Annotated in this window: 20 protein-coding genes and 1 tRNA gene; 9 read left to right on the top strand and 12 right to left on the bottom strand. The window is 66.4% G+C overall.

The features are described from left to right. Positions 1–34 precede the first annotated feature (34 nt). The 3 genes from Tchar_RS05345 to Tchar_RS05335 are packed head-to-tail and all read left to right on the top strand — an operon-like array spanning position 35 to position 2288. Complete coding sequence (locus Tchar_RS05345) at positions 35–763, top strand: ABC transporter permease (protein ID WP_144328040.1); 729 nt, start codon at positions 35–37, stop codon at positions 761–763. After that, positions 760–1491 (top strand): ATP-binding cassette domain-containing protein, encoded by a 732-nt coding sequence (locus Tchar_RS05340; RefSeq protein ID WP_143969083.1) that lies wholly within the window; start codon positions 760–762, stop codon positions 1489–1491. Before Tchar_RS05345 ends, Tchar_RS05340 begins: the two co-directional genes overlap by 4 nt. Next, positions 1488–2288, top strand: coding sequence for a substrate-binding domain-containing protein (locus Tchar_RS05335; protein WP_144328039.1), 801 nt, complete (start codon positions 1488–1490; stop codon positions 2286–2288). Before Tchar_RS05340 ends, Tchar_RS05335 begins: the two co-directional genes overlap by 4 nt. Before the next feature lie 24 nt (positions 2289–2312). Here the strand turns inward: Tchar_RS05335 and Tchar_RS05330 are convergent, their stop codons facing one another. Continuing rightward, positions 2313–3449 carry a helix-turn-helix domain-containing protein gene (locus Tchar_RS05330; RefSeq protein ID WP_201739307.1) on the bottom strand — a complete coding sequence of 379 codons (1137 nt, stop codon included), beginning with the start codon at positions 3447–3449 and terminating at the stop codon, positions 2313–2315. 353 nt (positions 3450–3802) lie between these two features. Here Tchar_RS05330 and Tchar_RS05325 point away from each other — a divergent pair, with 353 nt between their 5' ends. From Tchar_RS05325 to Tchar_RS05305, 5 genes are all read left to right on the top strand, one after another. Continuing rightward, positions 3803–4279, top strand: coding sequence for a 4Fe-4S dicluster domain-containing protein (locus Tchar_RS05325; protein ID WP_144328038.1), 477 nt, complete (start codon positions 3803–3805; stop codon positions 4277–4279). 21 nt (positions 4280–4300) lie between these two features. Beyond that, entirely contained in the window at positions 4301–6151 is a 1851-nt protein-coding gene (locus Tchar_RS05320; protein ID WP_144328037.1) for an aldehyde ferredoxin oxidoreductase family protein, read from the top strand. Between the two features lie 136 nt (positions 6152–6287). Continuing rightward, positions 6288–7571, top strand: coding sequence for an NAD(P)/FAD-dependent oxidoreductase (locus tag Tchar_RS05315; RefSeq protein ID WP_144328036.1), 1284 nt, complete (start codon positions 6288–6290; stop codon positions 7569–7571). A 58-nt stretch (positions 7572–7629) separates the two neighbouring features. Beyond that, a complete protein-coding gene (gene thiS / locus Tchar_RS05310) occupies positions 7630–7881 on the top strand; it encodes a sulfur carrier protein ThiS (RefSeq protein ID WP_144328035.1) in 252 nt (83 codons plus the stop codon). Positions 7882–7922: 41 nt separating this feature from the next. Then, entirely contained in the window at positions 7923–8207 is a 285-nt protein-coding gene (locus Tchar_RS05305) for a hypothetical protein (RefSeq protein WP_144328034.1), read from the top strand. A gap of 165 nt (positions 8208–8372) precedes the next feature. Here Tchar_RS05305 and Tchar_RS05300 read toward each other — a convergent pair whose 3' ends face one another. Continuing rightward, entirely contained in the window at positions 8373–8750 is a 378-nt protein-coding gene (locus Tchar_RS05300) for a DUF5368 domain-containing protein (protein ID WP_144328033.1), read from the bottom strand. Positions 8751–8775: 25 nt separating this feature from the next. Further along, the gene (locus Tchar_RS05295; protein ID WP_144328032.1) at positions 8776–10101 is read right to left on the bottom strand and encodes an NAD(P)/FAD-dependent oxidoreductase; all 1326 of its coding nucleotides are present in this window, start codon (positions 10099–10101) and stop codon (positions 8776–8778) included. Positions 10102–10247: 146 nt separating this feature from the next. Between Tchar_RS05295 and Tchar_RS05290 the strand changes: the two genes are divergently transcribed. Next, entirely contained in the window at positions 10248–10694 is a 447-nt protein-coding gene (locus Tchar_RS05290; protein ID WP_144328031.1) for an OsmC family protein, read from the top strand. A gap of 148 nt (positions 10695–10842) precedes the next feature. Here the strand turns inward: Tchar_RS05290 and Tchar_RS05285 are convergent, their stop codons facing one another. The 9 genes from Tchar_RS05285 to Tchar_RS05245 form a co-directional block, all read right to left on the bottom strand. Then, on the bottom strand, positions 10843–11748 hold the full coding sequence (locus Tchar_RS05285) for a recombination-associated protein RdgC (RefSeq protein WP_144328030.1): 906 nt from the start codon (positions 11746–11748) through the stop codon (positions 10843–10845). A 47-nt stretch (positions 11749–11795) separates the two neighbouring features. Further along, positions 11796–11869 (bottom strand) — tRNA-Gly (locus tag Tchar_RS05280). A 222-nt stretch (positions 11870–12091) separates the two neighbouring features. Further along, on the bottom strand, positions 12092–13573 hold the full coding sequence (locus tag Tchar_RS05275; RefSeq protein WP_144328029.1) for an NAD-dependent succinate-semialdehyde dehydrogenase: 1482 nt from the start codon (positions 13571–13573) through the stop codon (positions 12092–12094). Between the two features lie 139 nt (positions 13574–13712). Continuing rightward, entirely contained in the window at positions 13713–14672 is a 960-nt protein-coding gene (gene speB, locus Tchar_RS05270; RefSeq protein WP_144328028.1) for an agmatinase, read from the bottom strand. Between the two features lie 77 nt (positions 14673–14749). Then, the gene (locus Tchar_RS05265; protein WP_144328027.1) at positions 14750–15571 is read right to left on the bottom strand and encodes an ABC transporter permease; all 822 of its coding nucleotides are present in this window, start codon (positions 15569–15571) and stop codon (positions 14750–14752) included. A 14-nt stretch (positions 15572–15585) separates the two neighbouring features. Further along, positions 15586–16824 carry an ABC transporter permease gene (locus Tchar_RS05260; protein ID WP_144328026.1) on the bottom strand — a complete coding sequence of 413 codons (1239 nt, stop codon included), beginning with the start codon at positions 16822–16824 and terminating at the stop codon, positions 15586–15588. Then, positions 16821–17849 (bottom strand): ABC transporter substrate-binding protein, encoded by a 1029-nt coding sequence (locus tag Tchar_RS05255; RefSeq protein WP_144328025.1) that lies wholly within the window; start codon positions 17847–17849, stop codon positions 16821–16823. The genes Tchar_RS05260 and Tchar_RS05255 overlap by 4 nt, the downstream gene beginning before the upstream one ends. A gap of 50 nt (positions 17850–17899) precedes the next feature. Then, positions 17900–18985 carry an ABC transporter ATP-binding protein gene (locus Tchar_RS05250; RefSeq protein WP_144328024.1) on the bottom strand — a complete coding sequence of 362 codons (1086 nt, stop codon included), beginning with the start codon at positions 18983–18985 and terminating at the stop codon, positions 17900–17902. 292 nt (positions 18986–19277) lie between these two features. Next, positions 19278–20480: a CaiB/BaiF CoA transferase family protein gene (locus tag Tchar_RS05245; protein ID WP_144328023.1), complete on the bottom strand. Its 1203-nt coding sequence runs from the start codon at positions 20478–20480 to the stop codon at positions 19278–19280. Between the last annotated feature and the right edge of the window lie 5 nt (positions 20481–20485).

Below are 20485 nucleotides of genomic sequence, written 5' to 3'. Positions count from 1 at the left end.
CTTGCCGTTTGCTCGGCCGCTACGATGCACGGTCATGGAGTCTTTTGCGCAGGGGTTGGCGGTTGCCTGGGGGTTGGTCCTGTCGGGGGACGCGACGTTGCGGCAGATCGTCGCGCGGTCGTTGGCGGTCAGTGCGACCGCTTGCGGGTTGGCGTGCGTGCTGGGGTTGTCGATTGGAACATGGCTGGCCGTGGCGCGTTTTCCGGGGCGCGCTGCCGTCGTGACGCTGGTCAATACGCTGCTGGCGGTTCCATCGGTGGTGGTCGGGCTGGTGGTGTACCTGCTGCTGTCCCGCTCGGGGCCGCTGGGCTTTCTGGGGTGGTTGTTTACGTTTCAGGCCATGGTGCTGGCGCAGACGGTGCTGGTGTTGCCGTTGGTCATCGGGCTCACGCGCCAGGTGGTGGAGGATGCGGAATCGCAGTACGGCGAGCAGTTGCGCGCGCTGGGCGCCGGGACGGTGTGGCGCGGCTGGCTGCTCGCTTGGGATGAGCGGTACGCGCTGCTGACGGTCGTGATCACGGCGTTTGCGCGCGCGGTCTCGGAGGTGGGGGCGGTGATGGTCGTGGGCGGCAATATCGATGGCTTTACCCGCGTCATGACGACGGCGATTGCGCTGGAGACCAGCAAGGGCGATCTGCCGCTGGCGCTGGGGCTGGGCATCGTCCTGCTGGGGGTGGTGCTGATCCTGAATGCCCTGGTGGCGCTGCTGCGACGCTGGCGCGAACGGGTGGATGGGCCTACACTGCTGGAGGTGCGCGCATGACGCCGCTATATGACTTTCGCGGGGTGCACGTCCGTCTGGGCCCTGCGGGGCAGGTACACGCCTTGCGCGGGATCGACCTGCGCGTGCAGCCTGGCGAGCGCGTGGCGCTGGTGGGCAGCAACGGCAGTGGCAAGAGTACGCTGTTGCGTACGCTCATGGGTCTGTTGCCGGTGGGGGGCGTATTGCACCGCGCCCCGGGGGTGCGTGCGGCCCTGGTGTTCCAGCGGCCGTACCTGATGCGCTCGAGCGCGTTGCACAACGTGGCGATTGCGCTGTGGTTGCAGGGGCAGCGCTGGGCACAGGCGCGGGTGCTGGCCCTGCAAGCGCTGGAGCGGGTGGGCCTGGCGGCCTACGCGGGGCGCAACGGGCGGACCTTGTCGGGGGGGCAGCAGCAGCGGTTGGCCCTGGCCCGGGCCTGGGCGCAGCACCCCAATGTCTGGCTGCTCGATGAGCCGACCGCCAGCCTCGATCCGCAGGCCCGGCTCGAGGTCGAGGCCTTGATCCGCACTTTCGCCGCTCCTGGCGCCTCACCAGCGCAGGAGGGGGGAGGGACTCTGATTTTCAGCAGTCACCAACTGGGGCAGGTGCGGCGCCTGGCCAGCCGCGTCGTCTATCTGGAAGCAGGGCGCATTCTGGCCGATCTTCCTGTGGATGATTTTTTCGACCCCGATGTCCTGGCGCGGCATTCGCCTCAGGCTCGTGCTTTTGTCCTTGGAGAAACCCCATGAAGTTGCTATCCTGGTTACTGACGGCTGTCGGCTGTCTCGTGGCGTGGACGGTTCACGCGCAGCCCCTCGTCGTGGCTTCCACCACCTCGACGGAGCAGTCGGGTCTTTTCGGCCGCCTATTGCCACGGTTTCGACAGGCGACAGGGATCGAGGTCAAGGTGGTGGCGCTGGGGACCGGGCAAGCGATCGACATGGCGCGCCGCGGCGATGCCGATGTGTTGTTCGTGCACGATCAGGCGGCCGAGGAGCGCTTCGTTGCGGAAGGCTGGGGGGTGCAGCGGCTGGAGGTCATGTACAACGATTTCATGCTGGTGGGGCCCAAGACGGATCCCGCCGGTGTTCGGGGGCGCGACATCGTGGAGGCGCTGCGTAAGGTGGCGGCAGCCGACGCGCCGTTCGTCTCACGCGGCGACAGGAGCGGAACCCACGCCGCCGAATTGCGGTTTTGGGCGCAGGCGGGGCGACCCGAGCCTGGATGGAGCGGCTATCGGCCATGCGGCTGCGGCATGGGGGCCGCGCTCAACATGGCCGCCGCCACCGCTGCCTATGTGTTGACGGATCGCGGCACTTGGCTGAACTTCAAAAACCGCGCCGATTTGGCCGTGCTGGTCGAGGGGGACCCGCGCCTGTTCAATCCCTACGGGGTGATTCGAGTGAACCCCGAACGACACCCACACGTCAAGACGGCAGCGGCACAAGCGTTTGTGGATTGGATCACCGGGCCTATGGGGCAAGCAGCGATTGCCAGTTATCGGATCGGGGGGGAGGCGGCCTTCTTCCCGAGCGCGCGGCGCTGATCGGCGCGGCAGGTGTTGCCGGTCTCAGCGCTGGGCCAGCTTGCGATAGACCGTGGCCCGGCTGATTCCGAGTTGCCGCGCCGCTTCGGCCACATTGCCGCCAGCTTGCGCCACGGCGTGGCGGATGAGGGCCGCCTCCCGGCTTTTGAGAGGTAAGCTGGGGCCGTGTTGGGTGTCGTCGCCCCCCGACTGCGCCAACACCAGCAGCCGCAGCCCCAGCCAACTGGGTACTTCGAGCGGCCCGCGCCCCCGTCGCGCGGCGCTGAACAGGTCGCCATACGGCACGGCAAACACCTCGTCGGCGTGGGGCCAGCCGCCCGCGCTCGCCCCGATGTTCGCCCGCAGGTCCAGCATCTCGGTGGCCGTGCGGTTGGCGCCCACGATGCGCCCGTCGGCGTCGAGGATCAGGAGGCCATCGTCGTCATCGCCCGGCAGCTGTCCGGGCCACCCCAGACGCAGCGTCAACGCGTGGGGCTGGCGCAGCACCAAAGCGGCTTCGATACGACGCACGGTGACGCTGACCAAATGTCGCAGCGCGCGCCGCTCCGGACTGAGCACGCCGGTGAGGTCCAGCATCCCCAGGCACTGCCCGTCGGGTCCGAATACCGGCGCGCCCGCGCAGCTGTACACCGCGGTGTCATCAAAGAAGTGCTCGCCCCGGTGTAGCCACACGGGTACCCTTTCGGCCAGAGCAGCGCCGATGGCGGTGGTGCCCACCGCGGTCTCCGATAAATCCACGCCCAAGCGGGCGATGGCGTGTGCGTGCCGGTTGGCGTGATCGACCGGGCCGTGCACATCGATGACGATGCCTTGTGCGTCGGTCAGCAGGGCGAAATAGCCGGTGTCGGCCATGGCGCGACCCAAGGTGCGGGCGATGACCGGGGCGGCGGCAGCGCGCAGGGTGTGATTGGCCTCCAGCGCCCGGCGCATGGCGGCGGCGCTGACGGTGTCGAACACCACCCGTTCATGCGGCTGGCGCCCGCGTGCCAGACAGCGTTGCCAGGAGGCCACGATCCAGGGCTCGATGGGCACGCAGGCGTGGCCGCAGGACGACGCATCGCCGAGCAGCCATTGCCGGCGGGCCGAGTCGATGGCCGTCAGGCGTTGGGCCACCGGTAGGGCCGGGGCAGCACCGGTGTCACCAGCGAAAGAGGGCGGCACGGGGTGGGTCTCCTGCAACGGTGGGTTGAGGTCGGCCGGTGACCGCGCAGGCGCGCCTTGCAGCGCGGCTGGCCTCGTGCTGGCAATCCTAGCGGGGGCGCGGCCGCTGCGCAATGGGGTGGGCCAGGGTAGCGGCTCGGGGGCTGGCGTCGGGCCGAGGCAGACGGCGTACCAGGGGCGCGGGTGTCTCAGCGGGTGTCTCAATTTGAGAATTTCGTGTGTGCCGGTCCGTGGTGTGCGGGTTATCCCTAGTGGCGGTGTGGGTGGGCTGCACAACAATGAAGTCGCATAGGCAGTGGCGCGTGCGGCATCGGCGCGGCGCTGCGCAGGGTGACCACCAGGAGACACAACGCATGCAAAAAGTGCTGCACATCGACCCGGCCAAGTGCACGGGCTGTCTGTCGTGCGAGATGGCGTGCTCGTACGAAAACTACGGTGTTTTTGCGACCGCCAAATCGCGCATCAAGGTGTTCGACTTTCACCACACCGGACGCAAGGTACCCTACACCTGCACCCAGTGTGACGAGGCGTGGTGCTTGCATGCCTGCCCGGTGGAGGCGATCACGGTGGACAAGACCACTGGGGCCAAGGTGGTCAATGAGACCACGTGCGTGGGCTGCAAGGTGTGCACCATCGCCTGCCCGTTTGGCACCATCAACTATGTGCAGGAAACCGGCAAGGTGCAGAAATGCGACCTGTGCGGCGGCGAGCCGGCCTGCGCCGAGGCGTGTCCCACCGGTGCCATCACCTTCATCGATGCCAACTGGACGGGTCTGTCCAGGATGCAGCAATGGGCCGACAAGCTGGGCAACCAGCCGGTGGCCGCCTGAACCGATACGGGGAGTACGACCATGGCTTGGGCTGGAAAACTGCTGCGTGTGAATCTGACGGCTGGCACCTGCACGGCCGAACCGTTGAACATGACCTGGGCGCGCCAGTACCTGGGCTCGCGCGGGCTGGGCAGCAAATATTTGGTGGAGGAGGTGGACCCGAAAGTCGACCCGCTGTCGCCGGACAACAAGATCATTTGGGCCACGGGGCCGCTGACCGGCACACTGGCCTCCACCGGCGGGCGCTACACTGTCATCACCAAGGGGCCGCTGACGGGTGCGATTGCCTGCTCCAATTCCGGTGGCTACTGGGGTGCCGAGCTCAAGGCCGCCGGCTGGGACATGATCATTTTCGAGGGGCGTGCGCCCTCGCCGGTGTATCTGTACATCAACGACGACGTGGCCGAGCTGCGCGATGCCTCGCACCTGTGGGGCAAGTCGGTGTGGCAGACCGAAGAAATCCTCAAAACCAGCCTGCAAGACCCGCTGCTGCGCATCTCCAGCATCGGGCGCGCCGGCGAAAACCAAGTGCTGTACGCGGCGGTGGTCAACGATTTGCACCGCGCCGCCGGCCGCTCCGGCGTCGGGGCGGTGGCCGGCAGCAAGCACCTGAAGGCGATTGCGGTGCGTGGCACCAAAGGGGTGGGCAATGTGCGCGACCCCAAAGCCTTCATGGCTGCCACCCGGGCCGCCAAAAAAGTGCTGGCCGACAACGCCGTCACTGGTCAGGGATTGCCCAAGTACGGCACCCAGGTGCTGATGAACGTCATCAACGAAATCGGCGCGTTGCCCACGCGCAACCACCGCGACGTGCAGTTCGAGGGGGCCAAAGACATTTCGGCCGAGGCGATGCTGACACCGCGCCCCACCGATGGCAAGACCCATCTGGTCACGAATCAAGCCTGCTTTGGCTGCACCATCGCGTGCGGGCGGATCAGCAGAATCGACGAGACGCACTTCAGCGTGCAGAACAAGCCCCAGTACTGGGGGGCCAGCGGCGGGCTGGAGTACGAGGCCGCGTGGGCGCTTGGGGCGGCCAATGGCGTCAACGACCTGGAGGCGCTGCAATACGCCAATCTGATCTGCAACGAGCACGGCATGGATCCGATCAGCTTCGGGGCCACCGTGGGCGCGGTGATGGAGCTCTACGAGCTGGGCGTCTTGAGCAAGGAGCAAATCGGCATCGAGGCGCCGTTTGGCTCGGCGCGCGCCCTGTGCGAGTTGGCCGAGATGACCGCCAACGGCGTGGGCTTCGGTAAAGAAATCGGGCTGGGCTCCAAGCGCCTGTGCGAGAATTACGGCCACCCCGAGCTGTCGATGAGCGTCAAAGGGCAGGAATTCCCGGCTTACGACAGCCGCGGCATCCAGGGCATGGGGCTGGCTTACGCCACCAGCAATCGCGGCGCCTGCCACCTGCGCGGCTACACCGTGGCCTCCGAAGTGTTGGGCATCCCGGTCAAGACCGATCCCCACGTCACCGAAGGCAAGCCCGAGCTGGTCAAGGCGTTTCAGGACGCCACCGCTGCGTTCGACTCTGCCGGCATCTGCATCTTCACCAGTTTTGCGTGGACGCTGGCCGACGTGGCACCGCAGGTCGCAGCCGCCTGTGGTGAGGAATTCACGGTCGAGGAGCTGCAAAAGATTGGCGAGCGCATCTGGAACATGGAGCGTGCGTTCAACAATGCGGCCGGCTTCACTGCCAAGGACGACACGCTGCCGCCACGCTTGCTGACCGAGCCCGCCAAGACCGGGCCGGCCAAGGGTCTGGTCAATAAGCTGCCCGAGATGTTGCCCAAGTACTATGAGGCGCGGGGCTGGGACAGCGAGGGCCGCCCAACGGCCGAGACGTTGGCCCGTCTGGGTTTGGGTTGAGCGCGCTGACCGAGTCGGCTGGCTGCCGGATCCGTCGGCGCGCTTCCAATCGCGCTGCCGCCGTGCCCATCGGCGTGGGCGGCAGCCCCGGCGGCGACCATTTTTCTGCGCATTTCCCTGTTCTTATACGCAAACCATGACCCATCACGTCATTCTGGGCGCGGGGCCCGCCGGTGTGATCGCTGCTGAGACGATCCGCAAGCACGCACCGCGTGACCACATCACCCTGGTGGGTGACGAGCCGCATCTACCGTACTCGCGCATGGCCATCCCATACCTGCTGATCGGCCAGATCGGCGAGCAGGGCACATATCTGCGCAAAGGGGCCGACCACTACGAGCGGCTGGGCATCGAGCGCGTCGCGGGGCGCGCGCGCGGCGTGGACACCGCAGCACGCACCGTTTTCCTGGATGACGGACGGGTGCTGCCGTTTGATCGATTGTTGATTGCTACCGGATCGCACCCGGTCAAGCCGCCGATTCCGGGCATCGATTTGCCGGGAGTCCACCACTGCTGGACTCTCGACGACGCGCGCGCCATCATGCAGCGCGCGCAGCCTGGAGCGCGCGTGCTGCAGCTGGGCGCGGGTTTTATCGGTTGCATCATCATGGAAGCGCTGCAATTGCGTGGGGTGCAGCTGACGGTGGTGGAAATGGGTGACCGCATGGTGCCGCGCATGATGGGGCCGGCCGCGGGCGGCATGATTCGCCGCTGGTGCGAGGCCAAGGGCGTGGCGGTGCACACCGGCACCCGGCTGGAGCGCATCGAGCCCGGTGCTGGTGGGGCCTTGGTGGTGCAGCTGTCGGGCGGCCAGCGCGTCGAAGCCGAGCTGGTCATCATCGCCGCAGGCGTCCGTCCGGCCATTGGCTTCCTGCAGGACAGCGGCATTCAGTGCCTGCTGGGCGTGCTGACTGACGAGCACATGCAAACCAACGTGCCGGGCATCTATGCCGCGGGCGACTGCGCCGAAGCGTTCGACAAGGTCAGTGGCACCACCATCGTCAGCGCCATCCAGCCCAACGCGGCCGAGCAGGCGCGCGTGGCCGCGCTCAATATGGTGGGCCAGCCGGCCGAGCTGCGCGGCGTCACACAGATCAACGTGCTCGACACCCTGGGGCTGATCTCGGCCAGCTTCGGCCAGTGGCAAGGGGTGCCGGGAGGGCAGCGCATCGAAACCATCGACGAAGCGCACCACCGCGTCATCAGTCTGGCCTTCGATGACGACGTGATGGTGGGCTGCAACAGCGTGGGCTGGACCCAGCACATCGGTGCGCTGCGCGGGCTGGTCGAAGGCCGGGTGCGTCTGGGGCCGTGGAAGCAGCGCCTGCTGCAAGACCCGACCCAGTTCATGGCAGCGTATCTGGATCGTGCCCAGGCGCAGTCGGGGTGGAGTGGTCCGGGCGACGTGCACCGTCGCTGAGTCGGCTGGCCACCTCGCATCCACGTCGATGCGTGGCCGCGCGATAGAGGTTGTGCCCATGCCCGTTACCCTGAAATTGTTTGCCACGCTCAGCGATCACTTGCCGCCGCAGGCCCGGCAGAATCAGGTGGAGTTGGATTGGGCCGTTGGACAGTCGGTGCAGGCCGTCATCGACCACCTTGGCCTGCCGCCGAAGCTGGTGCATTTGGTGCTGGTCGATGGGGTCTTCATCCCGCCGCCGCAGCGGGCAACGCGCCTGTTGAAGGACGGCGAAGCCTTGGCCATTTGGCCGCCGATTGCCGGGGGCTGACGGTGTGGGGGGGGCATGAGAGGAGCGCAGCGGCGTGCGCGGTGGCCTGGACACAGGAGGTGACGGCCACCGACGCCGAGTGGCGCGCCATGCTGCGCGCAGCGCTGCAACCCTATCCGTGTCGCTGGGGCGCGGCCCAGCATTGCGAGGTCGCGCTGGGCGACGGGACCGTCCATCTGGCGTGGAGCGCACTGCCGCAGCGTGTGATGGCCTCATTGCGCTTGCCACGGCTGCGGGTGACCGCATGTGCCAAGGGCGTGGCAGGTGCTGACTGGATCGACTTTCAGCGCCGCCTGGCCCTCTATACCCAGCGCGGCGGGGGCTGACAGCACGCACCCGCTGTGCCGGGTGACAGGTATTCTGCGCACCCGGCGCGGGCAGAGGCTGCTCCTTGCGGCTCAGTACCTCCCATCTGCGCGCCAAGCACTCCCTTGTCGCGGTGTGGTTGACGATGCCGGTCGGGGCTGCCCCCCGTGCGTTTCGCAAGCGGGTCAGCCATCCGCATGGGCGGAGTGGGGCGTGCCGCGCAGGCGGGCAGCCAGGAAACCCAGGGTCGTGTAGATGGTCACGGTCGATGCCACGAATCCGACGCCATAGACGATCAGAATCAGAAACCAGTCGGCGGGCCCTGCCGCATCGGTGAAGCCGGACGAGGACACCACCGCCATCAATACCAACGCCAAGGCGCCACCGATCAGCCCCAGCCCCTCGGCAAGCAGCAGCCGCCGCGACACGAGGCGCCCTTCACGGCGCAGCACCCAGACAAACCCCACGGTCACGGCCAGCGCCAACAGCGGCAGCAGCCACAGCAGCGGGCCCAGCATCTCGTGAAACACGGCCAGAAAAACCAGCGGATCGTATTCCTTCATGTCACGCTCCTGTGTTGGGTGCAGCTCAGGCGCGACCGCGCAACATGCTGATATAGGTAGGCTTGAGGGCCATGGTTTTCATCACCCAGCTCACCCACAGCTCCTCCAGAGGGGCGATGAAGCCTGGAAACGACTGGTACAGGTTGTCCTGATAGTCGAACTCGATGAGCATCGCGCGACCCAGTCGGGTGATCAGCGGACACGAGGTGTAGCCGTTGTAGCGCTCGCTGGAGGGTTTGCCCGTCAAGTCGGCCACCAGGTGATCCACTGCCACCGGCACCTGCCACTTGACGCTGGCGGCGGTCTTGCCCTTCGGGATGCCAGCGATGTCGCCGATTCCAAACACATTGGGGTAACGCTTGTGGCGCAGCGTCTCACGGTCGACCTCTAGCCACTGCTCGCGCGCAAAGGGGCCTTCCGCCCACGGCAATGGGCTGTTGCGCACGACGGCCGGGGCGCGCATCGGCGGCACGACGTGAATGAAGTCGTAACCCAGCTCGGTGGTGCCGCTGGGGGTACGGTAAGTGGCGATACGCCGCCCCAGGTCGATGGCCACCAACTGGTGCTCCATGTGCGTGCGAATGCCGCGTTCGTGAAAGAGCATGCGTACCTTTTCGGCGACGATCGGCACCGAAAACAGCGTTTTTTGCGGTGCGAGGTAATGCAACTCCGCTTTGCCGCGCTGGCCTGCCCGCCGCAGCCGGTCGTCGGTGATGAAGGTGTATTTCAAGGGAGCGCCGGCGCACTTCATATCCGTGTGCGGGCGTCCAAACAAACCCACGCCGCCCTTGGCTGCAAAGGCGGACATGGCCAGCCACGTGGCTGCTGCAGCCTGTGGTCCGTTGTACACGCTGCCGACGCCGTCTCGACCGATCCAGGCCGGCTCCATACCCTCGATCGCCTCGTAGTGCAGCTCCAAGCCGCAAGCGACGATCAGGTAGTCGTAAACGACCTTTTGGCCAGTGGCCGTGGTCACGACGCGTGCTTCGGGGTCGATTTCGGCGGCCGCTTGCTCGACCCACTCGACCCCAGCGGGTACGTATTCGCGCGTGCTGGAGATGACGTAACTGATGGGTTTGATGCCGGCGCCGACCAGCGTGAAACCGGGCTGGTAATAGTGTTCGCGGCGCGCGTCGATGAGCGTGATGGTGGCCTTGGGCAAGCGTCGGCGCAGGCGCGCGGCAGTGGCCAAGCCGGCAGCGCCGGCGCCAACGATTGCGATGCGGACCGGGGCGTCGGCAGTCGTCGGGGCGGCAGCGCGCGCCATGGTGGCGGCAGCAACGCCTGTCATGGCGCCCAGGGCAGCCAAGCGGGCCAGTATGGCGCGACGCTGGGGGTCGAAAGCGGTCATCGGGGTCTCCTCGTTATCGTGGGCGGGCAGGGAGAGGGTATTGGCGTGAGCATACCCTTGGGAGTTTGTATGATGGTGACTGCCGACGATCTTGATTTTGAGATTGATCAAGTTGGTTGCTGCATCTACCGAGGAGAAACCCGTATATGAGTGCTGAAGCCACCGTGACCCTGACCCGTCGTCAAGGCTACCAGTTCGAGATCGACTTCGGGCTGGACACGCCGCACCTGTTCAGTGACGAGCCACCGCCGCTGGGCGCGTCCCAAGGGCCGACCCCTAACCACCTGCTGCTGGCGGCAGTGGCCAACTGCCTCAGCGCCAGCCTGACGTTCGCTCTGAGCAAGTTCAAACAGGACCCGGGAACGCTGAAGGCGGTGGCCCGCGCCACCATTGGTCGCAACGAGGCCAACCGCCTGCGCATTCAGGGCATCAGCGTCGATATTCAGCTCGAGTCCCCCGGACAGACCTACGAGCATCTGGACCGCATCTTGGGACAATTCGAGCAGTTTTGCACCGTTTCGATGAGCGTGCAGCAGGGTATTCCGGTGGCGGTGCGCGTGACCGACGGGGCGGGGCAGACCCTCAAGGGCTAAACCGCGCGCCGCGTTGCCTGTGGTGGTGGGCGCTTCGGTGGTGTGCAGCGCCTTCGCATGGTCGCCGCGGCCGCGCCGCCCTAGGCGTGAATGAGGTCCGTGCTCAGGGTGGTGCGTTCACCGGTGGCAATCGCGGCGACGGCGCAGCTCAGAAGGTCCCAGGGGCCAGACCACCCAAGGCATTGATCAAATCGGTGATCAGGGTGGCGAGCTCACCGGTGGCGATGGCGGCGTCGGCATCAAAGCCACCGTCGTCGGATTGCCCCTGCGTGGCGAATACGCCGTCGTCGAAGATGATGCGACGCAGCTGCAGCGTGTCGGTGAGCACGAACTGCACGCGGCCCTCCCAATCCAGCGCCAGCCGGGCCGGGCGCTTGCCTTGGGCCAGGTGGCGCTGCATGTCTTCGCGCTCGAGCACATGGCGCGCAAAACGGACCACGGCGGGGCTGTCGCCGTCGCCCTTGAGTTCCACCTCACGCCCAGGGGCGAAATGCGGTGGCCAGTCGGCGGCTGCACCAGTGAGCCAGTTGCCCATCGCAGTGGCAGGCGCCAGCGTCGTTTGCAGCGGTGTCAACCGTAAGCCGGGCAGCGCTCGTGTCAGTGCGGTGGTCACGGCATCCAGCCGGGCGGCGGTGGTGGTGTCCAGCGCCACACGGCCCTGGGCCCGATCCAGCCATACCTGAACCGCGGCACGGCGTGGAAACGCCAGCGGCAGCAGCTCCAACTCGATGGCTTCTTTGAGTTCGCGCTGCTCACGCCGCCCGGGCTCGCGTCCTTCTTCCGCTTGAATGCGGGCGCAGCGCTCCTGCAGCGCTTGCCGAACCACGGCGGCGGGCACACGCTTGGTCTCGATGCAAAAGCGCATCAACCAATGCCCCGCCACCGATTCGATCAACGGTGCGTGCGGCTCACCGCGCGGGGCCACCCAGCCGACGCTGAGCGTTTGTGTCGGCGCACAAGGAGCAAACGGCTGTGCGGCCAAGGCGGCTTGTGCATGCTCCAACGTGGCGGTGAAGTCGGGCGCCAATTGATACAGGGTCAGTTGCTTGAACATGAAGCCCCACAAACGAAAAACCCGGCCAGCGCCGGGTCAAAGGATTCTGGAGCGGCTGATGGGAATCGAACCCACGTCTTGAGCTTGGGAAGCTCAGGTCCTACCATTGAACGACAGCCGCTTGTTTGTCAGACCATAGTTTAGCAGTTTTGGCTGCGGGTCCGGCCTCTCGGCGGATTCGTGGGGCGACCATCCGGGGGTCGCCGTCGCGCGACGATCGCGGCCGGGCAGTGGACGGTACCGCCTCGCTGACACTGGGGGGCCGGGAATGTGTGCCCCGCAGCGGAACGGGTGGGGCAGGGTGCGCATCGACGCGATACGCCTGCGTCATCGGCGCAGGCGCTCATGACTTGAGCACATCGCCGATGCAGACATATTTCAACTCGACGTACTCGTCGATGCCGTGGTGCGAGCCCTCGCGCCCCAAGCCCGACTGCTTGACACCGCCGAACGGCACGTGCTCGGTGGCCAGAATGCCGACGTTGACGCCGACCATGCCGTACTCCAGCGCCTCGGCCACGCGAAAAATGCGTCCGACGTCGCGGCTGTAGAAATAGCCAGCCAACCCGTATTCGGTTGCGTTGGCAGCGTCGATGACCTCTTGCTCGGTGCGGAACTTGAACACCGGGGCGAACGGGCCGAAGGTCTCTTCGCGCGCACACAGCATGTCGGCGGTGGCGTCGGCCACCACCGTGGGCTCGAAGAACAATCCCGCCAGGCGACGTCCCCCCGTCAGAATCCGCCCACCCTTGGCCACCGCATCCTCCACGTGGCGCAACACTTTCTGCACCGCCGCTTCTTCGATCAGCGGCCCTTGGTTGACCCCCTCCTCGAAGCCATTGCCCACTTTGGCCGTGGCTACCTTGGCGGCGAATTTCTGCACGAACGCCTCGTAGACGCCCTCCTGGACGTAAATCCGGTTCGAGCACACGCAGGTCTGCCCGGCATTGCGGTACTTGCTGGCAAACGCGCCTTCCACAGCGCTGTCGATGTCCGCGTCGTCGAAAACGATGAAGGGGGCGTTGCCACCCAGTTCCAGCGACAGCTTCTTGATGGTGGGGGCGCTTTGCGCCATCAGGATGCGGCCCACTTCGGTGGAGCCGGTGAAGCTCAGGTGCCGCACCACCGGGCTGTCACACAGCACTTTGCCGATGGCGACACTGCCCGGGCCATCGCTGGTCAGCACATTGAGCACGCCGGCTGGAATGCCGGCGCGAACGGCCAACTCGGCGGCAGCCAGCGCCGTCAGCGGCGTTTGCTCGGCTGGCTTGATGACCACCGGGCAACCGGCGGCCAACGCTGGCGCTACTTTGCGGGTGATCATGGCCAGCGGGAAGTTCCAGGGCGTGATGGCGGCGCACACGCCGATCGACTGCTTGAGCACCAGCAAGCGCCGGTTGTTGTCGAAGGTGGGCAGCGTTTCCCCATTGACGCGTTTGGCCTCCTCCGCAAACCACTCGACGAAACTGGCTCCGTAGGCGACTTCGCCCTTGGCTTCGGGCAGGGGTTTGCCTTGCTCGGCGGTCATCAAACGACCCAGATCGTCCTGATGGGCCATCAGCAGCTCGTACCACTTGCGCAGGAGGTTGGCGCGTTCCTTGGCGGTTTTGTTGCGCCAGGCGGGCCAGGCAGCGTCGGCGGCAGCAATCGCCGCCTCGGCGTCGGCGGGGCCCAGCTTGGCCACATCGGCCAACTTGCGCCCGGTGGCGGGGTCGATCACGTCAAACCGTTCGTTGCCTTCCACCCATTGGCCATTGATCAGGGCGTCGGTTTTGAGCAGCGTCGGGTCCTTGAGTAGGGCCAGCGGGGAAGTGGGGCTGTCCATGGGCGTGGTCTCTGTCAAAGGGTTGGGCAATGGTCAAGACTGTAGCGCTGCTGGGGCGGCCGCGCCTATACAGTGGGTGACACCCGAAGCGGTTCTGTGATGGGGATCAAACCTGCACAGTCGAGGGAGCCAGTTGTCATCACCGATAGCGCACGCCGGGCAGCACGCACAGCATTTCGTACAGCAGGTTGGCACCCAGCAGTGCCGTGTTACCGCTGGGGTCATAGGGCGGGGCAATTTCTACCAAGTCACAGCCCACCAGTTTCAGCCCGCGGCAGCCGCGCACGATTTCCAGGGCCTGTGGTACGGTCAGGCCTCCGATTTCTGGCGTGCCCGTGCCTCCTGCATAAGCCGGGTCGATGCCGTCGATGTCAAAACTCAGGTAAGTGGGGGTGTCGGGGCCAATGGCGGCGCGCACGCGCGCCATCAGAGGGGCGAGCGACTGCCCCCACACCTCGTGCGCGGGCACGATCGTGAACCTTTGGCGGCGCGGCCAGTCGAAGTCGTCGGCCGCATAGCCGGTGCCCCGCAGACCGATCTGCCACACCTTGTTGCCCTGCAGTAGGCCTTCTACCACCGCGCGCCGAAACGGCGTGCCATGCGCCAGCGGCTCGCCAAACATGTGCTCGTTGACGTCGGCGTGCGCGTCCACGTGGATGAGTGCCACCGGTCCATGCCTGGCCGCCACGGCCCGCAAAATGGGCAGCACGATGGTGTGGTCCCCGCCCAAGGTCAGGGGGACACAGCCACTGTCCACGATGGGCCGATAGTGGCGTTCGATAATCTCGACCGATTTGGGCAGGTGGTAGGTGTTGATGGGCACGTCGCCCAGATCGGCGACCTGCAGACTGTCGAATGGGGCGGCACCTGTGGCCATGTTGTACGGGCGCAGCAGGCAGGATTCGGCGCGAATCTGGCGCGGGCCGAAGCGCGCGCCCGGGCGGTGGCTGGTGCCGATGTCCAGCGGCACGCCGATGAATGCCGCGTCCAAACCATCCGGCGTGGTGGCGCTGGGCAGGCGCATCATCGTGGCGGGGCCACCGAAGCGCGGCATTTCGTTGCCGCCCAGGGGTTGGTTGAAGGTCGATCGAATGCTCATCTCAGCCAGGGTGGACAGAGGCCCAAGCGATGGGCGCAGCGCGGGTGCGCAGTGACGCCACCGCGCCCGGGACGGGGTTAACGCTGGCGGCCACGCAGCCACTCCAGCGTCAGCATCAGCGCGGTGGTGAACAGCGTCAGCAGCGTCGCGACGGCGGCGATGGTGGGCGAAATGTTTTCACGGATGCCGGTAAACATCTGCCGCGGCAGTGTCACCTGCTCGGGGCCGGCGAGGAACAGCGTGACCACCACTTCGTCGAACGAGACGGCGAACGCGAACAGCGCACCCGAAATGACGCCAGGTGCGATGACCGGCAGCGTGACCCGAAAGAAGGTCTGCAGCGGGCTGGCCCCCAGGCTCAGACTCGCGCGTACCAGGTTGGTGTTGAAGTTCTGCAGCGTGGCCAGCACAGTGGTGACGACGAACGGAGCGCCCAGTGCTGCGTGTACCAGGATCAAGCCCAGGTAGGTGTCGGTCAGCCCCAGCTTGGCAAACGATAGGTACGTCGCCACCGCCACCACGACGATTGGCACCACCATCGGTGTCATCACGAGGCTGGTGATGAGTTCCTTGCCGGGAAACGCCACGCGCGCCAGACCCATGGCCGCAAGTGTTCCCAGCACGGTAGCGATGAGGGTGGCTGCGGGCGCCACGATGAAGCTGTTGCGCGTGGCGCGAATCCACTCGGGGGCATGGACCATCTCGCGGTACCAGCGCAGCGACCAGTTCTCGATGGGGTAGGCAAGGAAGGTGCTGTCGCTAAACGACAAGGGCACGATGACCAGTACCGGCAACACCAGAAAGACTAGCACTGCTACGCCTGCCAAGCGCAGCGCCCACCAACCCAAACAATCGTACCAGCGGTAGTGGGACGGGAGATCGGGCAACCAGGAACGCATGGGCAGTCTCCGCTTCAGCCTAGGCTCAGACCACCACGTGCCACGCGGCGATACAGGGCAAACAGCACCATCGTGGCGCCCAGCAGGACGGCCCCCAACGCGCACGCCATGCCCCAGTTCACTTCGACATTGGTGTACTGGGCGATGTAGTAGCTCAGCATCTGGTCGTTGGCGCCACCCAGTAGGGCCGGTGTGACGTAGTAGCCGATCGATGTGATGAACACCAGCAGCGCGCCCGCGGCCACGCCCGGGTAGGTTTGCGGCAGGTACACCCGCACGAAGGCGGCCAGCGGATGGCTGCCCAGCGAGATTGCGGCCCGCACGTAATTGGGCGGAACCGTCTTCATCACGCTGTACAGCGGCAGGATCATGAAGGGCAGCAGAATGTGCACCATCGCGATGACGACCCCGGTGCGGTTGAACAGAAGCGCCAGCGGCTCATCGATCGCACCCAGCGCCAGCAGCAGGCGGTTGATCAGCCCATTGTTTTGCAACAGGACGATCCAGGCCGCGATACGCACCAGCACCGAGGTCCAGAATGGCAGCAGCACCAGAATCAGCAGCAGGTTGGCGCGTCGCTCCGGCAGGGTGCTCAGCCAGTAGGCCAGCGGGTAGCCCATGAGCAGCGCCAGCAACGTGACGACGGCGCTGATCTCGAAGGTGCGCCACAGGATCTGTCCGAATACCGCTTCGTCAGCCGGTATGCGTTCAAGACGTCCTTCGACACTGCGGCGCACATCGACTGCGGCCAGCAGGTAATCCGGCGTCCAGCGCTGGGTGTTCTTGGCAATGGCCTGCCAATAGGGCCATTCGACCCACCGTTCGTCCAGCGCCAGCAGCGCGGCGCGCGCGTCGTCGGGTAGCGCTTCCCAGTCCCGCGCGGCGCGGTAAGCCCCCATGATCAGCGAGCGTGCCCCCGGCACTTCGCTGTTGAGGCGGCGAGCCAGCGCCCCCGCCTGCGCGGTTTCGGGCAGGGCGCGCAAATCCTGCACCAGTGCCGCATACGCGGCCGCGGGCGGCGCACTGGCGCCATCCCAGTCCTCGAGTGCGCGCGCGGTGGCAGGCAGCGCATCCGCTACCTCGGGGTTCTCCACCGCGCGCACCAGCAGGCTGGCCAGCGGTACCAGAAAGAACACTAGCAGGAACAGCAACAGTGGCGCCGTCAGCGCGGCGGCCCGCCACTGGTGCCGGCGCTGGGTGCGGCGCAGTTGCCGCACCAGTTCGGCGTTCGTCGCGCCTGCCATCGCTGTCATTGTGCCGCCCAGGCCGCAAACCGCTTCTCGAGAGCCTCGCCCTGGTCGGCCCAGAAGCGAATGTCGAAGCGCAGGGCGTCACGGCTATTGGCCGCCGATGTCGGCAACTGATCCTGTACCTTGTTGTCCAGCAGCGCCAGCGCCTTGTTGTTCGTTGGGCCATAGCTGATCAGGCGTGCGTAGTTGGCCTGCGCCTCGGGTGAGCTGGCAATGGCGATGAGGCGGTGCGCCGCCTCGCGGTTGGGCGAACCCTTCGGAATCACCCAGTAGTCGAGGTCATAGATGCCGCCCGTCCAGGTGATCTTGAGGTTTTTGCCTTCGCGCTGGGCGGCGTCGATGCGCCCGTTGTACGCGGTGGTCATGACAACATCGCCGGCTACCAGGAACTGCGGTGGTTGGGCGCCCGCCTCCCACCACTGGATATGCGGCTTGAGCTCGGTGAGCTTGCGGAAGGCGCGGTCGGCGCCTTCCTTGGTGGCGAGCACTTTGTACACGTCCGCCGGCTTGACGCCGTCGGCCATCAGCGCGAACTCCAGGTTGTATCGGGCGCCCTTGCGCATGCCGCGCTTGCCTGGAAACTTCTGCACGTCCCAAAAGTCGGCCCACGAGGTGGGCGCGGTCTTGAGGCGGTCGCCGTTGTAGGCCAGAACGGTGGACCAGACGAAAGTGCCCACGCCGCACTCGTGCACGGCGGCCGGCAGAAAGTCGGCCTTGTTGCCGACTTTTGCCCAATCGATTTTCTCGAACAGGCCCTCGTCGCAGCCGCGGTTGACGTCGGGGCTTTCCACCTCGACCACATCCCACGTCACGCGCTTGGCTTCGACCATCGCCTTGATCCGCGCCTGCTCGCCGTTGTATTCGACGGCGGTGATCTTGCCGCCTGTGGCCTTTTCATACGCCTCGAAGTAGGCCCGCTTCTGGGCGGCCCCATTGGCGCCGCCAAAGTTGACGACAGTAATGTTCTGCGCCAGCGCCGGCACGGCAACGGCTGCGGCTACGGCCGCCAGGATGGGTTTCAATCGCATGGTGTCTTCTCCTCGGTCGAAGGGGTGGTGGTGAAGGGAAACTCGCTTGCTCAACGATAGACGCGCAGGTACTCGGGCGGGACGCGCAGCCGCAGCAGTTGTCCAAGGCACAGGCCGCCCTGCTCGCGCAGGGGCAGCTTGACACACAGCTCGGGTTGACCCGGCACGCGGCAGCGCAGGCGCAGGTGGTCGCCGAAGTAGATGATGTCCACGAGCTCGGCACGGATGATGTTGTCGGCGCAGGTGTCGTTGGGTGCGAGAACGTGCACACGCTCCGGGCGCACACTGCACTGCACCCGGGCGCCGGCTTCGGCACCGTTGATGTTGACCCCGCGCAGCGACTCGCCACTGTCCAGGCGCACCACGCACTGCTCGCCTTCGGCGCGTTCGACCGTGCCATCCAACGTGGTGTTGTCGCCGACGAAGCCGGCCACGAAGCGGTTGACGGGTGCTTCGTACAAACGATCGACGCGGTCGATTTGCTGGATCACGCCTCCGTTGAACACTGCGACCCGGTCGGACATGGTCAGCGCCTCCGACTGGTCGTGTGTGACGTAGACGAAGGTGATGCCCAGTTGCCGGTGCAACGCCTTCAGCTCGATCTGCATGTGCTCGCGCAACTGCTTGTCCAGCGCCCCCAGCGGCTCGTCCATCAGCACCAGTTGCGGGTCGAATACCAGCGCGCGCGCCAGTGCCACGCGCTGCTGCTGGCCGCCCGAGAGCTGCCCCGGGTAGCGATCCGCCATGCGGCCCATTTGCACCATGTCCAGCGCCCGTTGCACGCGCTCGGCCTGCTGCGCGGGGGGAAGGCGCCGCACCGTGAGCGGGTAGGCGATGTTTTGTGCCACCGTCATGTGCGGAAACAGTGCATAGTTCTGAAACACCATGCCGAAGTTGCGCTTGTGCGGTGGGGTGCGCGTGATGTCGGTCCCACCCAGCAGAATGCGGCCCGCCGTAGGTGTCTCGAAGCCGGCCAGCATCATCAGCGTCGTCGTCTTGCCCGAGCCCGACGGCCCCAGTAAAGACAAAAACTCGCCTTTCTCGATGGTGAGATTCAGGTCGCGCACCACCAGGCTGTGGCCATCATAGGTTTTCTGGACGCTGTCGAAAACGACGAGGGGGTGCGAACCGGACATGGACGACGGACGATGATTCGACATAAGGTTCCATTTACTGTACCTGTGTTGGGGCCATTGGGCCGGTACAGATGCGTCGGTCTGCAGGAGGGGGTGTGCTGGTGTTTCAACCTGTACATGAAAACCCCATGGTGCGCGTGCGGGTTCTCTGCTATCCGGGGTGGTGCGGGGCGCACCCGAATGGTGCCTGTGCGATGGGTGCGGACGCGTTGACGTCAGCATGGAGTCGCCGGAGCTGGCCAAAAGCCCTGTGTCCCGCGCTTGTTGGGCCAGCGGCCCCCGGTGGGAAGTGTCATGTGGGTGTGGGTTTCTCCCAGCGCGGCTCGTCGTGCCCCAGTGGTGGCGGGGGGGTGGGCGCCACCGGGCGCTGTCCGTCGAAGCACACGGGGTGCGCCACCATGGGCGGGCGCTCGGGGTCGCCGTCCAGCACCAGGCCGCGCGCCCGCACGTGGGGGTGTGCCATGACCTGCGCGATGTCCAGAATCGGCGCGCACGGCACCCCGACCGCGTCCAGCCGTTGTACCCAGTCGGCGGTGTCGCGCGTGCGGGTCCATTCGGCGATCTGCGGCACCAGGACGCTGCGGTGCTCCACCCGTGCCGGGTTGGTGGCAAAACGCACGTCGCGCGCCACTTCCGGGTGGCCCGCCACCTCGCAGAAGCGCTGGAACTGGCCGTCGTTGCCCACCGCCAGTACCAGGTGCCCATCGCGGGTGGGAAACGCCTGATAGGGCACGATGTTGGGGTGGGCGTTGCCCATGCGGCGCGGCGTGCGCTGGCCGATGAGTTGATTGCTGGCCTGGTTGGCCAGCATGGCCACCTGCACGTCGAACAGCGACGCATCCAGCACCCGGCCGCGGCCGGTGCGTTGGCGCTCGTGCAGGGCGGCCAGAATGGCGGTTGCCGCGTACACGCCGGTCATCAGGTCGGTCACCGCGACCCCCACCTTTTGCGGCTCCCCCTCCGGCTCGCCGGTGATGCTCATCAGCCCGCCCTCGGCCTGGATGGCGAAGTCGTAGCCCGCCTTGTGCGCCAGCGGGCCGCTTTGTCCGTAGCCCGTGATGGAGCAGTAGATCAGCCGCGGGTTGAGCGCCTGCAGGCTGGCGGCATCCAGCCCGTAGCGCGCCAGGTGGCCGACCTTGAAGTTTTCGATCAGCACGTCGGCTTCGCGCGCCAGCGCCCGCACGCACTCGACGTCCGCGGGCTGCGTGAAGTCGATGGCCACCGAGCGTTTGCCGCGGTTGGCGCAGATGAAGTAGGCCGACTGCCGTTCGCCGCCCTTGCCACGGGGTTCCCACCAGGGTGGCCCCCAGGCGCGGGTGTCGTCCCCGCCGCCCGGCCGCTCCACCTTGATGACCTCGGCCCCGTAGTCGGCCAGAATCTGGCTGGCCCAGGGGCCCGCCAGCACGCGCGACAGGTCCAGCACGCGCACCCCGGCCAGGGGGCGCGGGGCTTGCGGTTCGGTGCCCGCAACAGGGGTGTCGGGGCGGGGCGCCATGGCGC

This window comes from Tepidimonas charontis (genome assembly GCF_007556685.1).
Classification (GTDB): domain Bacteria; phylum Pseudomonadota; class Gammaproteobacteria; order Burkholderiales; family Burkholderiaceae_C; genus Tepidimonas; species Tepidimonas charontis.
The sequence above is the reverse complement of the archived record's forward strand: the minus strand, read 5'-3'. Positions and strand labels throughout refer to the sequence as shown.

Excerpts from the sequence above, each read along its gene's own strand:
- Tchar_RS05245 (WP_144328023.1), bottom strand. The coding sequence starts at position 20,480 with ATGGCGCCCCGCCCCGACACCCCTGTTGCGGGCACCGAACCGCAAGCC.
- Tchar_RS05285 (WP_144328030.1), bottom strand. The coding sequence starts at position 11,748 with ATGTTCAAGCAACTGACCCTGTATCAATTGGCGCCCGACTTCACCGCC.
- Tchar_RS05255 (WP_144328025.1), bottom strand. The coding sequence starts at position 17,849 with ATGCGATTGAAACCCATCCTGGCGGCCGTAGCCGCAGCCGTTGCCGTG.
- Tchar_RS05295 (WP_144328032.1), bottom strand. The coding sequence starts at position 10,101 with ATGACCGCTTTCGACCCCCAGCGTCGCGCCATACTGGCCCGCTTGGCT.
- Tchar_RS05340 (WP_143969083.1), top strand. The coding sequence starts at position 760 with ATGACGCCGCTATATGACTTTCGCGGGGTGCACGTCCGTCTGGGCCCT.
- Tchar_RS05320 (WP_144328037.1), top strand. The coding sequence starts at position 4,301 with ATGGCTTGGGCTGGAAAACTGCTGCGTGTGAATCTGACGGCTGGCACC.
- Tchar_RS05315 (WP_144328036.1), top strand. The coding sequence starts at position 6,288 with ATGACCCATCACGTCATTCTGGGCGCGGGGCCCGCCGGTGTGATCGCT.
- Tchar_RS05345 (WP_144328040.1), top strand. The coding sequence starts at position 35 with ATGGAGTCTTTTGCGCAGGGGTTGGCGGTTGCCTGGGGGTTGGTCCTG.
- speB (WP_144328028.1), bottom strand. The coding sequence starts at position 14,672 with ATGAGCATTCGATCGACCTTCAACCAACCCCTGGGCGGCAACGAAATG.
- thiS (WP_144328035.1), top strand. The coding sequence starts at position 7,630 with ATGCCCGTTACCCTGAAATTGTTTGCCACGCTCAGCGATCACTTGCCG.
- Tchar_RS05325 (WP_144328038.1), top strand. The coding sequence starts at position 3,803 with ATGCAAAAAGTGCTGCACATCGACCCGGCCAAGTGCACGGGCTGTCTG.
- Tchar_RS05265 (WP_144328027.1), bottom strand. The coding sequence starts at position 15,571 with ATGCGTTCCTGGTTGCCCGATCTCCCGTCCCACTACCGCTGGTACGAT.
- Tchar_RS05290 (WP_144328031.1), top strand. The coding sequence starts at position 10,248 with ATGAGTGCTGAAGCCACCGTGACCCTGACCCGTCGTCAAGGCTACCAG.
- Tchar_RS05300 (WP_144328033.1), bottom strand. The coding sequence starts at position 8,750 with ATGAAGGAATACGATCCGCTGGTTTTTCTGGCCGTGTTTCACGAGATG.
- Tchar_RS05275 (WP_144328029.1), bottom strand. The coding sequence starts at position 13,573 with ATGGACAGCCCCACTTCCCCGCTGGCCCTACTCAAGGACCCGACGCTG.
- Tchar_RS05335 (WP_144328039.1), top strand. The coding sequence starts at position 1,488 with ATGAAGTTGCTATCCTGGTTACTGACGGCTGTCGGCTGTCTCGTGGCG.
- Tchar_RS05250 (WP_144328024.1), bottom strand. The coding sequence starts at position 18,985 with ATGTCCGGTTCGCACCCCCTCGTCGTTTTCGACAGCGTCCAGAAAACC.
- Tchar_RS05260 (WP_144328026.1), bottom strand. The coding sequence starts at position 16,824 with ATGACAGCGATGGCAGGCGCGACGAACGCCGAACTGGTGCGGCAACTG.